15 protein-coding genes and 1 tRNA gene are annotated in these 15,033 nt (G+C 70.0%); 8 read left to right on the top strand and 8 right to left on the bottom strand.

What is annotated here, in order from left to right:
• The gene (locus ACFC96_RS20155; protein ID WP_376255801.1) at nt 1–717 is read right to left on the bottom strand and encodes an NUDIX hydrolase; all 717 of its coding nucleotides are present in this window, start codon (nt 715–717) and stop codon (nt 1–3) included.
• Between the two features lie 59 nt (nt 718–776).
• On the bottom strand, nt 777–1,892 hold the full coding sequence (nth, locus tag ACFC96_RS20150; RefSeq protein ID WP_376613535.1) for an endonuclease III: 1,116 nt from the start codon (nt 1,890–1,892) through the stop codon (nt 777–779).
• Between the two features lie 438 nt (nt 1,893–2,330).
• Between nth and ACFC96_RS20145 the strand changes: the two genes are divergently transcribed.
• The 3 genes from ACFC96_RS20145 to ACFC96_RS20135 all read left to right on the top strand — a co-directional run bounded on the left by ACFC96_RS20145 (nt 2,331) and on the right by ACFC96_RS20135 (nt 4,807).
• Entirely contained in the window at nt 2,331–3,005 is a 675-nt protein-coding gene (locus ACFC96_RS20145) for a Crp/Fnr family transcriptional regulator (RefSeq protein WP_100596519.1), read from the top strand.
• 106 nt (nt 3,006–3,111) lie between these two features.
• Nucleotides 3,112–3,912, top strand: a complete 801-nt coding sequence (locus ACFC96_RS20140) for a nucleotidyltransferase domain-containing protein (protein WP_376613431.1) — start codon at nt 3,112–3,114, stop codon at nt 3,910–3,912.
• A 19-nt stretch (nt 3,913–3,931) separates the two neighbouring features.
• Nucleotides 3,932–4,807, top strand: a complete 876-nt coding sequence (locus tag ACFC96_RS20135) for a sigma-70 family RNA polymerase sigma factor (RefSeq protein WP_376255795.1) — start codon at nt 3,932–3,934, stop codon at nt 4,805–4,807.
• On the opposite strand, the gene ACFC96_RS20130 is transcribed toward ACFC96_RS20135, so the two are convergent.
• The 4 genes from ACFC96_RS20130 to ACFC96_RS20115 form a co-directional block, all read right to left on the bottom strand.
• A complete protein-coding gene (locus ACFC96_RS20130) occupies nt 4,804–5,634 on the bottom strand; it encodes an MBL fold metallo-hydrolase (protein ID WP_376613429.1) in 831 nt (276 codons plus the stop codon). The genes ACFC96_RS20135 and ACFC96_RS20130 overlap by 4 nt on opposite strands.
• Nucleotides 5,631–6,506: an NUDIX hydrolase gene (locus ACFC96_RS20125; RefSeq protein ID WP_376255791.1), complete on the bottom strand. Its 876-nt coding sequence runs from the start codon at nt 6,504–6,506 to the stop codon at nt 5,631–5,633. Before ACFC96_RS20125 ends, ACFC96_RS20130 begins: the two co-directional genes overlap by 4 nt.
• A 515-nt stretch (nt 6,507–7,021) precedes the next feature.
• The gene (locus tag ACFC96_RS20120; protein ID WP_376255789.1) at nt 7,022–7,492 is read right to left on the bottom strand and encodes a RidA family protein; all 471 of its coding nucleotides are present in this window, start codon (nt 7,490–7,492) and stop codon (nt 7,022–7,024) included.
• A complete protein-coding gene (locus ACFC96_RS20115) occupies nt 7,489–7,647 on the bottom strand; it encodes a DUF4177 domain-containing protein (protein WP_003967454.1) in 159 nt (52 codons plus the stop codon). Before ACFC96_RS20115 ends, ACFC96_RS20120 begins: the two co-directional genes overlap by 4 nt.
• Nucleotides 7,648–7,728: 81 nt before the next feature.
• Between ACFC96_RS20115 and ACFC96_RS20110 the strand changes: the two genes are divergently transcribed.
• Together ACFC96_RS20110 and ACFC96_RS20105 are read left to right on the top strand one after the other, a co-directional pair.
• A complete protein-coding gene (locus ACFC96_RS20110) occupies nt 7,729–8,706 on the top strand; it encodes an ArsA family ATPase (RefSeq protein ID WP_376255787.1) in 978 nt (325 codons plus the stop codon).
• A gap of 6 nt (nt 8,707–8,712) precedes the next feature.
• Nucleotides 8,713–10,116, top strand: coding sequence for an ArsA-related P-loop ATPase (locus ACFC96_RS20105; protein WP_376613427.1), 1,404 nt, complete (start codon nt 8,713–8,715; stop codon nt 10,114–10,116).
• 78 nt (nt 10,117–10,194) lie between these two features.
• Here the strand turns inward: ACFC96_RS20105 and ACFC96_RS20100 are convergent, their stop codons facing one another.
• The gene (locus ACFC96_RS20100; RefSeq protein WP_206302096.1) at nt 10,195–10,539 is read right to left on the bottom strand and encodes a WhiB family transcriptional regulator; all 345 of its coding nucleotides are present in this window, start codon (nt 10,537–10,539) and stop codon (nt 10,195–10,197) included.
• A 428-nt stretch (nt 10,540–10,967) separates the two neighbouring features.
• Here ACFC96_RS20100 and ACFC96_RS20095 point away from each other — a divergent pair, with 428 nt between their 5' ends.
• A complete protein-coding gene (locus tag ACFC96_RS20095) occupies nt 10,968–13,193 on the top strand; it encodes a transglycosylase domain-containing protein (protein WP_376255783.1) in 2,226 nt (741 codons plus the stop codon).
• Nucleotides 13,194–13,324: 131 nt separating this feature from the next.
• Here ACFC96_RS20095 and ACFC96_RS20090 read toward each other — a convergent pair whose 3' ends face one another.
• Nucleotides 13,325–13,789 (bottom strand): GatB/YqeY domain-containing protein, encoded by a 465-nt coding sequence (locus ACFC96_RS20090; RefSeq protein ID WP_376255781.1) that lies wholly within the window; start codon nt 13,787–13,789, stop codon nt 13,325–13,327.
• Nucleotides 13,790–13,865: 76 nt separating this feature from the next.
• On the opposite strand from ACFC96_RS20090, the gene ACFC96_RS20085 reads away from it, so the two are divergent.
• Nucleotides 13,866–14,804 (top strand): metallophosphoesterase, encoded by a 939-nt coding sequence (locus ACFC96_RS20085; RefSeq protein WP_376255779.1) that lies wholly within the window; start codon nt 13,866–13,868, stop codon nt 14,802–14,804.
• A gap of 91 nt (nt 14,805–14,895) precedes the next feature.
• Nucleotides 14,896–14,969, top strand: a tRNA-Pro gene (locus ACFC96_RS20080).
• Nucleotides 14,970–15,033 lie beyond the last annotated feature (64 nt).

Here is a 15,033-nt window from a genome sequence, read left to right as displayed (position 1 = left end):
TCATGAGCGCCAGTCGAGTGGGACCTGCTTACTGCGGTCCCAAGGGCGCTCCCATCCCGCGTAGTGCAGGATCCGGTCGATCACTCCGGCCGTAAAGCCCCAGACCAGGGCCGATTCGACGAGAAATGCCGGGCCCTGGTGGCCTCTCGGATGGACCGCCGTCGCACGATGGCGCGGATCCGTGAGATCCGCCACGGGCACCGTGAAGACGCGGGCCGTCTCCGCCGGGTCGACCGCCTGCACCGGCGTCGGCGTGCGCCACCAGCCGAGGACCGGCGTGACCACGAAGCTGCTCACCGGGATGTACAGCTTCGGCAGGACGGCGAAGAGCTGGACGCCGCGCGGATCGAGCCCGGTCTCCTCCTCCGCCTCGCGCAGGGCGGCGCGCAGCGGCCCGTCCGTACGCGGATCGCCGTCCTGCGGGTCCAGGGCGCCACCCGGGAAGGACGGCTGGCCCGCGTGCGAGCGCAGCGAGGTGGCCCGCTCCATGAGCAGCAGTTCGGGGCCGCGCTCGCCCTCCCCGAAGAGGATCAGGACGGCGGACTGCCGCCCGGCGCCGCTCTCGGGCGGCAGGAAGCGGCTCATCTGGAGCGGCTCGACCGTGTCCGCGGCCTTCACGACAGGGTCGAGCCACTCGGGCAGCCCCTCCCGGCTCAGCCGCACCGGCTCGTCCTTCGCGACGCGCCCCTCGTGCGCCTCACTGTGTGCATGTGTCATGGGCACCCCCGTCCAACTGAACACAACGCCTGCTTCCCCGCCGTTCGTTCCGCGATGTGTCACTCCCCCGTGGCGGGCGGCGCGGTGGCACCGAGCGGGGGCGCCGGGATGCCACCGGCGTCCAGGTACGACTGCGGGGGCTTCAGGCGCTGGCCGGGGAAGCCGCCCTTCTCGTACTTCAGGAGCTTCTTCGCCTTCTCCGGGTCCGTCTCACCCTCCCCGTACGCCGGGCAGAGCGGGGCGATCGGGCAGGCGCCGCAGGCGGGCTTGCGGGCGTGGCAGATGCGGCGGCCGTGGAAGATCACCCGGTGCGAGAGCATCGTCCAGTCGCTCTTGGGGAAGAGCTCGCCGACGGCCTTCTCGACCTTGTCCGGGTCGGTCTCCTGCGTCCACTTCCAGCGCCGCACGAGCCGCCCGAAGTGCGTGTCCACCGTGATCCCGGGCCGCCCGAAGGCGTTGCCCATCACGACGAAGGCGGTCTTGCGGCCGACGCCGGGCAGCTTGACGAGGTCTTCGAGACGCCCCGGTACCTCGCCCCCGAACTCGTCCCGCAGGGCCGACGCGAGACCCATGATCGACTTCGTCTTGGCTCGGAAGAAGCCGGTGGGCCTGATCAGCTCCTCGACATCCTCGGGGTTCGCGGCCGCGAGGTCCTCCGGGGTCGGGTACTTGGCGAAGAGGGCGGGCGTCGTCTGATTGACCCGCAGGTCGGTGGTCTGGGCGGACAGCACCGTGGCGACGAGCAGCTGGAAGGGGTTCTCGAAGTCCAGCTCGGGGTGGGCGTACGGATACACCTCGGCGAGTTCACGGTTGATGCGCCGGGCACGCCGGACGAGGGCGGTACGCGACTCGGGCTCGGCGGCGGACTTCTTCGCGGGCTTGGCCGACTTCGCGGCGGCGGACTTCTCCACCCGCTCGGCCGACGTCGAGGCAGCGGCCCTCGTCCCGGACTTGGCCGGTTTCGCGGGAGCGGCCTTCTTCGCCGGCCCGGCGGCCTTCGTCACCGGCCTGACCGACTTCGCGGCAGTGGCCTTCGTCGCGGACTTCGCCGGCTTCGCGGCGGCAGCCTTCGTCGTGGACTTCGCCGGCTTCGCGGCAGCGGCCTTCGTCGCGGACTTCGCCGGCTTCGCGGCGGCAGCCTTCTTCGCGGGCCCAGCGGCGACCGCCTTCTTCACCGGCTTCGCGGCGCCGGTCTTCTTCGCGGCAGCACGCTTGCCTCCGGAGCCCGCGGCACCCCCGGCACCACCAGCACCCTTCCCCGCGGAGACCGCGGCACCACCGGCACCGTCAGCCCCTTTTACCCCTTTTGCCGCTTTACCGGGCGTGGCCGAGGCCTGTTCGCCCACAGCGGAATTACGTCCTGCGGTCACCGTCCCAGCCCCCTTGGCCTGTGCTCTCACCGGCGTTTTGGACACTCGGCCAGCCTAAAGGCAGCCGCTGACATCCGCCGTGGACCCCGCGGATCAGTCCTCGATTGGCCCCCTCCCCCACAGCTTGCGACGTCGGTGCGGCAGACTTGTGCCTGAGTGACTGATCACACCGTTTGGACCGTCCGGCAAAATGGGGAGCGGGAACACGGTCCCCGGATGCAGGTCGACATAGGAGAGAAACTCGTGGACGACGTTCTGCGGCGCGCCCCGCTTTTCGCGGCGCTCGATGATGAGCAGGCCGCGGAGCTCCGCGCCTCCATGAGTGAGGTGACTCTCGCGCGCGGCGACGCCCTCTTCCACGAGGGCGACCCCGGAGACCGCCTGTACGTGGTCACCGAGGGCAAGGTGAAGCTCCACCGCACCTCCCCCGACGGCCGCGAGAACATGCTCGCGGTGCTCGGCCCCGGCGAGCTGATCGGCGAGCTCTCGCTGTTCGACCCGGGCCCGCGCACGGCGACCGCCTCCGCGCTCACCGAGGTCAAGCTCCTCGGCCTCGGCCACGGCGACCTCCTGCCCTGGCTGAACGCGCGCCCCGAGGTGGCCTCCGCCCTGCTGCGCGCCGTCGCCCGGCGTCTGCGCAAGACCAACGACCAGATGTCTGACCTGGTCTTCTCGGACGTGCCGGGCCGCGTGGCCCGCGCGCTCCTGGACCTCTCCCGCCGCTTCGGCGTGCAGTCGGAGGAGGGCATCCACGTCGTGCACGACCTGACGCAGGAAGAGCTGGCCCAGCTGGTCGGCGCCTCCCGCGAGACGGTGAACAAGGCGCTCGCGGACTTCGCGGGCCGCGGCTGGCTCCGCCTGGAGGCCCGCGCCGTGATCCTGCTCGACGTCGAGCGCCTCGCGAAGCGCTCGCGCTGACACCTTCGTACACCGGGTCCCGTCTCCCTCCGGGGAGGCGGGATCACCCGTTCACCGCCGCGGAAAATACCGGGACGGCGTCCGCCCGACCCGGCACAGTGGACCCATGGCGACCACCCACCGTGGCCTCGACGACCGCGGATTCATCGAGCGCGAAGGCTCTTTGAGCCGGATCCAGCCGGACTTCCGCCCTGTGGTGTCCGCGGCGCGCGACGGTCTGCTCGCCGCTTTCGGGCCGCGGATGACCAGCGCGTATCTCTACGGTTCCGTACCCCGCGGCACGGCCCGCCCCGGTCGCAGCGACCTCGACCTCCTCCTCGCACTGCGCGACGAGCCGACGGACGAGGACAGGGCACAAGCCAGAGCCCTGGCCGACGTGCTGGACAGGGAATTCGCCCAGATCGACGGCGTGGGCCTGATCATCCTCAGCCGGACCCAGGTCCTCAGCGACCTCGAACGGCACGACCTCGGCTGGTTCGTGGCCTGCCTCTGCACACCGCTCCTGGGCGAGGATCTGGCCGAGTACCTGCCGCGCTACCGCCCCGACTCCCTCCTGGCCCGGGAGACCAACGGCGACCTGCGCCTGTTCCTGGCGCGCTGGCGCGAACGCATCGCGCGAGGCGACGACCCGCGCACCCTGGACCGCCTGATCTCCCGTCACCTCGTCCGCACCGGCTTCACGCTCGTGATGCCCCGATGGAACGGCTGGACCAGCGATCTGACGCAGATGGCCGAGGTGTTCGCCGCGTACTACCCGCAGCGGGCGAACGCGATGCGACGGGCGGCGCGGGCGGCGTACGAACCCGTCGGCGCACCGCACACCCTCAGGGCGTACACCGAAGACCTGGGCCCGTGGCTGGCGGCAGAATACGAGGCCGTGCACGGAGTGAAGGCCCCCCGCCCATGACCCGGGAAGCAGGACACCGATGAGCTCAGCGTCGACGGACACCCTGGCCGAGCGGTTCGAGGAGTCACGGGGTCACCTGCGCGCCGTGGCCTACCGTATGCTCGGTTCGCTCAGCGAGGCGGAGGACGCCGTACAGGAGACGTGGCTGCGGCTGCAGCGGTCCGACATCTCGGCCGTCGGGAACCTGGGCGGCTGGCTCACCACCGTCACCGGCCGGATCTGCCTGGACCTGCTGCGTTCGCGCAGGGCGAGGGGCGAAGAGCCCCTGGAGACGCACGTACCCGACCCCTTGGTCACGAGCCTGGACACCCCCGATCCCGAACAACAGGCGCTCCAGGCCGACTCGGTGGGCCTGGCGCTGCTCGTGGTCCTGGACTCGCTGGCACCGGTGGAGCGGCTGGCGTTCGTGCTGCACGACCTGTTCGCCGTGCCGTTCGACGACATCGCCCCGATCGTGGAGCGCACGCCGGGGGCGACCCGGCAGCTGGCGAGCCGCGCGCGCCGCCGCGTGCAGGGAGCGCCGCCGCCGGAGACGGATCCCGTACGGCAGCGCGAGGTCGTGGAGGCGTTCCTCTCGGCGGCCCGCGAAGGCGACTTCGAACGCCTGGTCGCGGTCCTGGACCCGGACGTGCTGCTACGGGCGGACGCCGGCGCGACGGGCCTGTCGCGCCTGGTCCGAGGCGCTCGCACGGTGGCGTCCGGCGCGATCACGTTCCAGCGCATGGCGCCGCACGTACGCATCGTGCTGGTGAACGGCGCGCTCGGCCTGCTCGCCCTGCCGGAGGGCCGCCCGGCGTCGCTGATGTCGTTCACGATCACCGGCGCCAGAATCACCGAACTGAACATCCTCGCGGACGAGGACCGCCTGAAGACCCTGACCGGGGCGGCCCTCTAGATCAGCCCATGCTCCTTCAGGTAATCGAGCTGCGCCAGAACGGACAACTCGGCGGCCGGCCACAGGGACCGGTCCACAGCCGCGTACACATGGGCGACGATCTCTGACGCCGAGACATAACCGCTCTCGACGGCGGTCTCGACCTGGGCGAGCCGGTTGGCGCGGTGGGCGAGGTAGTACTCGACCGCCCCCTGGGCGTCTTCGAGTACGGGCCCGTGCCCCGGCAGCACGGTGTCGACCCCGTCGTCGACGGTGAGGGACCGCAGCCGCCGCAGCGAGTCGAGATAGTCCCCGAGCCGCCCGTCGGGATGGGCGACGACGGTGGTCCCGCGCCCGAGCACGGTGTCACCGGTCAGCACGGCCCGGTCGGCGGGCAGATGGAAGCAGAGCGAATCAGCGGTGTGCCCAGGAGCGGCGACAACACGCAACTCGAGCCCTCCGACGGTCACCACGCCCCCACCCGCCAGCCCCTCGTCCCCGAGCCGCAGATCGGGATCGAGGGCCCGCACGCCGGTGCGGGTCAGCTCGGCGAACCGGCCGGCACCCTCCGCGTGATCGGGATGCCCATGCGTGAGGAGCGTCAGGGCGACGCGCTTGCCGGCGGCCTCGGCGACCGCGACCACATGCTTCAGATGCACGTCGTCGAGCGGCCCGGGATCGATCACGACGGCAAGTTCGGAATCAGGCTCGGAAACGATCCACGTGTTGGTCCCGTCCAGGGTCATCGCGGAGGCGTTCGGAGCCAGCACGTTGACCGCGCGCGCGGTGGCCGGCCCCGACAGCACCCCGCCGCGGGGCTGTCCGGGAAGGGCTGAGGCTTGGGTCATGCGGAGGCTCCCCCGGACGTGGTCGGAATGTGTTTGGTGAACTCATCATGACCGGGCCAGGACAGAACGATCTCCCCACCCTCCAGCCGGGCCCGAGCGAGCACAGGGGAGAGATCCTGCGCCGCGGCCCCCGCAAAGGCACCCTCGGCGCTGTCGAAACCGCCCAGCGCCCGCAGCGTCGCGATCGTGGGCGGCATCATCATGAGCTCGCCCTTGTCGTACCCCTCGGCCGCCCGATCGGGCCGGATCCACACGGTCCGGTCAGCTTCGGTGGAGGCGTTACGGGTGCGCTGCCCCTCCGGCAGGGCGGCGACGAAGAACCAGGTGTCGTACCGCCGGGGCTCGAACTCCGGCGTGATCCACCGCGCCCAGGCGGCCAGCAGATCGGACCGCAGCACCAGCTCGCGCCGCCCGAGGAACTCCCCGAACGACAACTCCCGCCGGACGAGCGCCTCCCGGTCGGCCTCCCAGGACTCCCCGGTCGTGTCCCCCACCACGGACCCCGCGTCGGGCCCGGCGAGCAGCACGCCCGCCTCCTCGTACGTCTCCCGCACTGCGGCGCACACGATCGCCTGCGCCGACTTCTCGTCCACGCCGAGCCGCGCCGCCCACGCCGCACGCGAGGGCCCGCCCCACCGCACGACCGACTCGTCGTCACGGGGATCCACACCCCCGCCCGGATACGCGTACGCGCCCCCGGCGAAAGCCATGGAGGCGCGTCGACGCAGCATGTGCACCTCGGGACCGGCGACCGCGTCCCGCAGAAGCATGACGGTCGCGGCCCGCCGCGGCACGGCGGCCGCCAGCTCACCCGCCGCGAGCGCACGAATCCGCTCGGGCCACTCCGGGGGATACCACTGCCCATTCGCCATGGCCGGAGGCTATCCGCTACCAAGCGGATGTTCGAGAGCCACAGACGATCAAGTACGACAGAGCCCCAAGAACCGCCCACCGCCCCGCACACAGAACAGCCGAACCACGGAACCACCCACGCCCGCAGCCGCAGCCGCAGCCGCAGCCGCACACAAACGAGCCCCTCGATCACCCACCGCCCCGCAGTCGCATACAGGCGAGCCGGACCGGCAGATCACCCACGGCCCCGCAGCCGCGTACGAGACGAGAGGGGCCGTGGCGGGATGTGCGCGCGGAGCCACCAGCACCACATGCCGGCAATCGGCTGGGAAACGTCACGCCATAGAACAGCGAGCACGTACATCCCGGCGCGGCCCCGCCCTCACCGGACGGAGCGCACCAGAACGGACCCGGAGCGGCCCCAGGGCCTCAACCGACCCGACCGAACCACGGCCGACGAACCACGAACCACGGCCCACGGCCCACGGCCACGAACCGCGGCCCACGAACCACGCCCCTCAGCGGAGCGATTCGCTCAAGCCGAAACGAGTTCGACCTGCACCTCGACCTCAACAGGCGCGTCCAGCGGCAGAACGGCCACACCCACGGCGGACCGAGCGTGCACACCCTTCTCGCCCAGAACCTCGGCGAAGAGCTCACTGGCCCCGTTCACCACACCCGGCTGCCCGGTGAAGTCGGGCGCGGAGGCGACGAACCCGACGACCTTCACCACCCGGGCGACCCGATCGAGATCGCCGGCAACGGACTTCACCGCGGCGAGCGCGTTCAGCGCACACGTACGGGCCAGTTCCTTGGCCTGCTCGGCGGTGACCTCGGCCCCCACCTTCCCGGTGACCGGAAGCTTCCCGTCCACCATCGGCAGCTGGCCGGCCGTGTACACGTACACACCGGACTGCACGGCCGGCTGGTAAGAGGCGAGCGGCGGCACGACCTCGGGCAGAGTCAGCCCGAGTTCGGCGAGGCGCGCGTCGACGATCCCGCTCATGCCTTCTCCCGCTTCAGGTAGGCCACGAGCTGCTCGGGGTTGTTCGGCCCGGGCACGACCTGGACGAGCTCCCAGCCGTCCTCGCCCCAGGTGTCCAGAATCTGCTTGGTCGCGTGCACGAGAAGGGGCACGGTCGCGTATTCCCACTTGGTCATACGGCCGACTGTAGCCGCTGGACCGGCGATGACCGACAGCCTCCTGCGTAGCCCGCGCGCGGACTGGTTAGGCTCGATGACGTGAGCAGGCTCCAGGTCGTCAGCGGCAAGGGCGGTACCGGAAAGACCACGGTCGCCGCCGCACTGGCGCTCGCCCTCGCGACCGAGGGCAAGCGCACTCTCCTGGTGGAGGTGGAAGGACGCCAGGGCATCGCACAGCTCTTCGAAACGGAAGCGCTGCCGTACGAGGAACGGAAGATCGCGGTGGCCCCGGGGGGCGGCGAGGTGTTCGCACTCGCCATCGACCCGGAGCTGGCGCTGCTGGACTACCTCCAGATGTTCTACAAGCTGGGCGGCGCGGGAAGGGCGCTCAAAAAGCTGGGCGCGATCGACTTCGCGACAACGGTGGCGCCGGGCCTGAGGGACGTACTCCTGACGGGCAAGGCCTGCGAGGCGGTGCGCCGCAAGACGAAACAGAACAAATACACCTACGACTACGTGGTGATGGACGCCCCGCCGACGGGCCGCATCACGCGGTTCCTCAACGTGAACGACGAGGTCGCGGGCCTGGCCAAGATCGGCCCGATACACAACCAGGCGCAGGCGGTCATGCGGGTCCTCAAGTCACCCGAGACGGCGGTGCACTTGGTGACGCTGCTGGAGGAGATGCCCGTCCAGGAGACGTCGGACGGCATCGCGGAGCTGCAGGCCGCGAACCTCCCCGTGGGCCGGCTCATCGTGAACATGGTGCGCCCGGCGGTCCTCGACGAGGCCGAACTGGCGCTGGCGCGCGGCGGCGTGCCCCGGACGGCCATCGCCAAGTCCCTGTCCTCGGCGGGCCTGGGCGGCGCCCGCAGAGGCGGCGGCGCGGAACGCCTCGTGACCCCGCTTCTCGACCAGGCGGCGGAGTACGCGGAACGGCACGAGCTGGAGCACAGCCAGCGCGCGGTGCTGGCCGATTCGGGCCTGCCTCTGCACGAACTGCCGCTGCTGACCGAGGGGATGGACCTGGCGGGCCTGTACCGGCTGGCCACGGAACTGCGGAAGCAAGGGATCTAGAGACACATGGCGTCGTCCCTGAGCCTGAACGCGACTGACACCCACGTACTCGATGTGGACCCACTCATCGACGACCCCCGGACCCGCATCGTGGTGTGCTGCGGCTCCGGTGGCGTCGGCAAGACGACGACGGCGGCGGCGCTCGGCCTGCGCGCCGCGGAGCGCGGCCGCAAGGTCGTCGTGCTGACGATCGACCCGGCCCGCAGGCTGGCCCAGTCGATGGGCATCGACTCGCTGGACAACACACCGCGCCGCGTGAAGGGCATCGACGAGACGGCGGGCGGCGAACTGCACGCGATGATGCTCGACATGAAGCGCACGTTCGACGAGATCGTCGAGGCGCACGCGGACGGCCAGCGGGCCGAGGCGATTCTGAGCAACCCCTTCTACCAGTCGCTCTCGGCGGGCTTCGCGGGCACGCAGGAGTACATGGCGATGGAGAAGCTGGGCCAGCTGCGGGCCCGGGACGAGTGGGATCTGATCGTCGTCGACACGCCGCCGTCCCGCTCGGCGCTCGACTTCCTGGACGCGCCGAAACGTCTCGGCTCATTCCTGGACGGCAAGCTGATCCGCGTCCTGATGGCACCGGCGAAGGTCGGCGGCCGGGCCGGCATGAAGTTCCTGAACGTCGGGATGTCGATGATGACGGGCGCGCTCGGGAAGCTTCTGGGCGGCCAACTCCTGCGCGACGTACAGACGTTCGTGGCGGCGATGGACACGATGTTCGGCGGCTTCCGCACGCGCGCCGACGCGACGTACAAGCTGCTCCAGGCCCCCGGTACGGCGTTCCTGGTGGTGGCGGCGCCGGAGCGGGACGCACTGCGCGAGGCGGCGTACTTCGTGGAGCGCCTCGCCGCCGAGGACATGCCGCTGGCCGGGCTCGTACTGAACCGGGTGCACGGCAGCGGTGCCGCCCAGCTGTCGGCCGAGCGTGCCCTCGCCGCCGCAGAAAATCTTGACGATCGCGGCATTGTGGATCAGGGGGGCGGGAATGTAGAGCTGCGTACCTCTCCCGAAGCAGGCTCCCCCGCCCCAGCAAGGGACACGCCCGACGAGCATGCCCAGACGCCGGACAAAACCCCATATAGCGCAACGGCATCGACACCCGCGCCCAACTCGCCGGCCACAAGCACGCCTGCCGGCGCGACCACGGACGACACACCCCCAGACCACGCGACCACGGATCGCACGACCCCGGACCAACTCACGGCAGGGCTCCTGCGATTGCACGCGGAACGCATGCAGCTACTGGCGCGCGAGCAACGCACACGCGACCGCTTCGCGGCGCTCCACCCGGAGGTGGCGGTCACCGAAGTCGGAGCCCTGCCCGGCGATGTGCACGACCTGGCAGGCCTCAGGAGCATCGGGGACCGGCTCGCGGCCGGTGCGGACCCGGCCGGAGCTGTGTGAGCCGTACGGGCGTCTCGCGAGGCGCGGGCCACCACACGGCTCGCACCCCCCGGGCGCCCTCGAGGGAGCTCGGCCCCCTCACCCCACGGCGGCGTACCTCTCGTACGTCTCGTCGTCATCGATGTCCACGGGCAGCAGGCCCGCACCGCGCTCGTACTCCGTACGAGCCGTCTCGAGCAGCCGGCGCCACGAGGTGACGGTGGGACGCCTGCGCAGAAGTGCGCGGCGTTCCCGCTCAGTCATGCCACCCCACACGCCGAACTCGACGCGGTTGTCCAGCGCGTCGGCCAGGCACTCGGTCCGCACCGGGCATCCGGTGCACACCGCCTTCGCCCGGTTCTGCGCTGCTCCTTGAACGAACAGTTCATCTGGATCGGTAGTGCGGCAGGCCGCCTGCGCACTCCAGTCGGTTACCCAGCCCATACCGGCGCCGTCCTCTCCCGAATCGAGGCTCCCCCACGGCGGCAGCGGCATATTCACCGCCGCCAGTTGAGGACGTTACGGAAGGTGGGCACAGCGCAACACCCCCTTCGGGCCCAATCTTGAATGGCCCGAACGGACTATGCGTAAGCGGCAGATCACCCGACGGAGTGAGCCGAGGGCATGCGCGACAAAACCGGCAAACCGGGGTGTTTCAGTTGAGTCACAGCGGACATCGGGTGACACTCAAGGCGGTTTCGGACACGTCCACACCGGCCGCGGAACGGCCGCGGCGGAGTGGTGAGATGACTACCGGAACGATTCGGGTTCGCCGGACGTCTTGATACGAGACCGCACTGCTGTGACAGTTGAGTGCAGCTTAGGCCAAGGCATATACGCCTGTCCGGAGAATCAGAACGTAGGCTGCCCTCATGGGAAAGAAGCGCTCGGGCGGTGGACTGTCACCGACTCAGCAGGCCGCCAAGTTCCTTGGTGTCAGTGTCCTGGCGGGAGCCGTCCTCGCCGGAATCGCGTTGCCCGCGGCGGGGGCGCTCGGCCTCGCCGCGAAGGGCTCGGTCGAGGGATTCGACGACATCCCGGCCAACCTCAAGCAGCCGCCCCTCAGTCAGCGCACCACGATCCTGGACAACCAGGGCGGCGCGATCGCGACGGTCTACTCGCGCGACCGCACGGTGGTGCCCCTCAAGGACATCTCGCCGTACATGCAGAAGGCGCTCGTCGCGATCGAGGACTCTCGGTTCTACGAGCACGGCGCCGTCGACCTGAAGGGCATCCTGCGCGCGATCAACGAGAACGCGCAGAACGGCGGTGTCACGCAGGGGGCGTCCACGCTCACCCAGCAGTACGTGAAGAACGTCTTCATGGAGGAGGCCGGCGACGACCCGACGAAGCTCGCCCAGGCCACCCAGCAGACGATCGGCCGCAAGATCCGCGAACTCAAGTACGCGATCCAGCTCGAGGACAAGCTCGGCAAGAAGCGCATCCTCGCCAACTACCTGAACATCACGTACTTCGGTGAGCAGGCGTACGGCGTCCAGGCGGCCTCGCAGCGGTACTTCTCCAAGTCGGCGAAGGACCTGACGATGGAGGAGGCGGCGATGCTGGCCGGCATCGTCCAGTCCCCGAGCCGCTACGACCCCGTCAACGACGAGGCGGAGGCCACCAAGCGACGGAACGTCGTGCTCCAGCGGATGGCCGAGACGCACGACATCTCCCAGGACGAGGCGGACCGCGCCAAGGAGAAGCCGCTCGGCCTGAAGATCAGCAAGCCGCAGAACGGCTGCATCACGGCGGTCAAGGGCGCGGGCTTCTTCTGCGACTACGTGCGCGAGGTGTTCCTCACCGACCCCGTCTTCGGCAAGACGAAGGAAGCGCGGGCGAAGCTCTGGAACCGCGGCGGTCTGAGGGTGCAGACCACCCTCGACCCGCAGACCCAGGAATCGGTGCAGTCGTCGATCAAGGATCACGTCTACCAGACGGACAAGGTCGCGACGGCGGCCACGTTCGTCGAGCCGGGCACCGGCAAGATCCTCGGCATGGGCCAGTCGAAGCCGTACGGCTTCGGCAAGAACGAGACCCAGATCAACTACTCGGTCGACCGCAAGATGAGCGGGTCGAACTTCGGCTTCCCGACGGGTTCGACGTTCAAGCCGTTCCTCGCCGCCGCCGCCCTGGAGCAGGGCACCCCGGTGACGAAGTCGTACCCGGCGCCGTACCGGATGCCGTATCCGAAGTCCGTGCAGACGTGCAGCGGCAAGCCGTGGGTGAACAACGGCGGCTTCACCGTGGAGAACGAGAACAGGTCCGAGTTCGGTCCGTACGAGCTGGAGGAGGCGATGGCCAAGTCCATCAACACCTACTTCGTGCAGATGATCGGCGACACCGGGATGTGCCCGGTGATGGACATGGCCGACAAGCTGGGCGTCGTCCAGGGCAACGGCGACAAGCTCCCCGAGGTCCCGGCCATCGTTCTCGGCTCCAAGGGCATCTCGCCGCTGACCATGGCGAGCGCGTACGCCGCCTTCGCCAACCGCGGCACGTACTGCACGCCGATCGCCATCGAGTCGATCACGGCCCCCGGCGACAAGTCGCTGCCGGTGCCGAAGTCCTCGTGCTCGCGCGCGATGACCACGAAGACCGCCGACAGCATCAACACCCTGCTGAGCGGCGTGATCGACTCCGGTACGGGCCGGGAGGCCGGTCTGACGGACCGCGACAACGCGGGCAAGACCGGTACGACCGACAGCCGCAAGAACGCCTGGTTCGTGGGGTACACGCCGAACCTGTCCGGCGCGGTCTGGGTCGGCAGCGCCCTGCAGAACGTCGAGATGGAGAACATCACCATCGGCGGCCAGTACCAGCCGAAGGTCTTCGGCGGCCAGGTCCCCGGACCCATCTGGAGGGACGCCATGGTCGGCGCCCTCTCCGGCAAGCCGTCCCCCGACTTCAACCTGATCGACATCCCCGACCCCGACAGGGACAGGGGGAGGGACCCCGACGAGGACCCGGGCGAGGACCCGGGCCAGGACGACGGAAGCCCGGGCAGCAAGGGCAAGGGCAAGAGCCCCTGGCCCGGCATCACCCTCCCGCCGGGCGTCCTCGGTGGCGGCAACGGACACGGGGGCGGCCGCCACTGAGTCCTCCGCCGAGGCGAGTGGCGCCCGGGCCGTGACGGTACGCCGATGGGGCGCCCCCTTTACCGGGGGCGCCCCATCGGCGTATGCGTGGTGAGGGCCGAGTACCGCGACGCCCCGCAGGGCCGGCTCGCTCAGCCCGCGAGCAGCTGCTTCACGACGGCGGCCACGCGGCCGCCCTCCGCCAGGCCCGCGACCTTCGGGTTCACGATCTTCATGACCTGGCCCATGGCGCGCGGTCCCTCGGCGCCGGCCGCCTTCGCCTCCTCGACCGCTTGGGCGACGATCTGGTGCAGCTCGTCGTCGGAGAGCTGCTTGGGCAGGTACTCGGCGAGCACCTCACCCTCCGCCTTCTCCCGCTCCGCCTGCTCGGTGCGGCCGCCCTGCGCGAACGCCTCGGCGGCCTCGCGGCGCTTCTTCGCCTCGCGCGTGATCACCTTCTGCACCTCGTCGTCGGAGAGCTCGCGCGCCGTCTTGCCCGCGACCTCCTCCTTCGTGATGGCGGAGAGGGTGAGCCGGAGCGTCGAGGAGCGCAGCTCGTCACGCCCCCGGATCGCGGCGGTGAGGTCTTCCTGCAGCTTCGACTTGAGCGTGGTCATGCAGCGATTGTCGCAGGTGCACAAGGCCCAACGCCCCTTGATTTCCGGGACCTGCCGGGTCTGACACGATGGACGTATGCGCGCGCGATACGGGATTCCCCTGAAAGTGACAGCAGGCATCACGGCGGCGGGCGCCGCCGGACTGATCTACGCGGCGGGGTTCGAAGCCCGATCGTTCCGCCTCCGACGGGTCACGGTCCCGGTGCTTCCCGCGGGGATGCGCCCGCTGCGCGTTCTCCAGGTGTCCGACATCCACATGGTCGGCGGCCAGCACAAGAAACAGCGCTGGCTGCGCTCCCTGGCCGGCCTGCGCCCCGACTTCGTGATCAACACGGGTGACAACCTGTCCGACACGGAGGGCGTGCCGGAGGTCCTGGACGCGCTGGGCCCACTGATGGACTTTCCGGGGGCGTACGTCTTCGGCTCGAACGACTACTACGGCCCCAAGCCCCGCAACCCGGTCCGCTATCTCTTCGAGAAGGCCCGCGGCGCCCACGGCCTCAACGGCAATGCCCCCGCGGTCGGCGTCGTCCACAACCCGTGGGAAGACCTGCGCGACGGCTTCGACGCGGCGGGCTGGCTGAACCTCACCAACAGGCGGGCCGCCCTCAAGATCGACGGCATGGAGATCGGCTTCACGGGCCTCGACGACCCGCACATCAAGCGCGACCGGTACGCGCACGTGGCGGGCGGCCCGGACTCGGGCGCCGACTTCTCGATGGGCATCGTGCACGCGCCGTACCTGCGGTCCCTGGACGCGTTCACCGCGGACGGCTACCCGCTGGTACTGGCGGGGCACACCCACGGCGGCCAGGTCTGCATCCCCTTCTACGGGGCGCTGGTCACCAACTGCGACCTGGACACGGACCGCGTGAAGGGCCTGTCGACCCACGAGGCCGGAGGACACCGCTCCTACCTGCACGTCTCGGCCGGCTGCGGCGCCAACCGGTACACCCCGGTCCGCTTCGCCTGCCCCCCGGAGGCGACCCTCCTGACCCTGACCCCCGGGCCCTGAGAAAACCGGATTTCGTCTACGGCCGCCGGTCCGCTAAAGTAATCGATGTCGCCACGACCTGCGGAACCGCAGGACAGTGGAGCAACGACATCGGGGTGTAGCGCAGCTTGGCAGCGCGCTTCGTTCGGGACGAAGAGGTCGTGGGTTCAAATCCCGCCACCCCGACAGCTGAAACACCAGGTCAACCACCTACTCATTTGAGTAGGTGGTTGACCTGTTTCTGTATGCG

Origin of the sequence: Streptomyces sp. NPDC055955 (genome assembly GCF_042270245.1) — a bacterium.
Taxonomy (GTDB): Bacteria; Actinomycetota; Actinomycetes; order Streptomycetales; family Streptomycetaceae; genus Streptomyces.
Note: the sequence above shows the minus strand (reverse complement) of the source record. Positions and strands in the feature narration are given on the sequence as shown.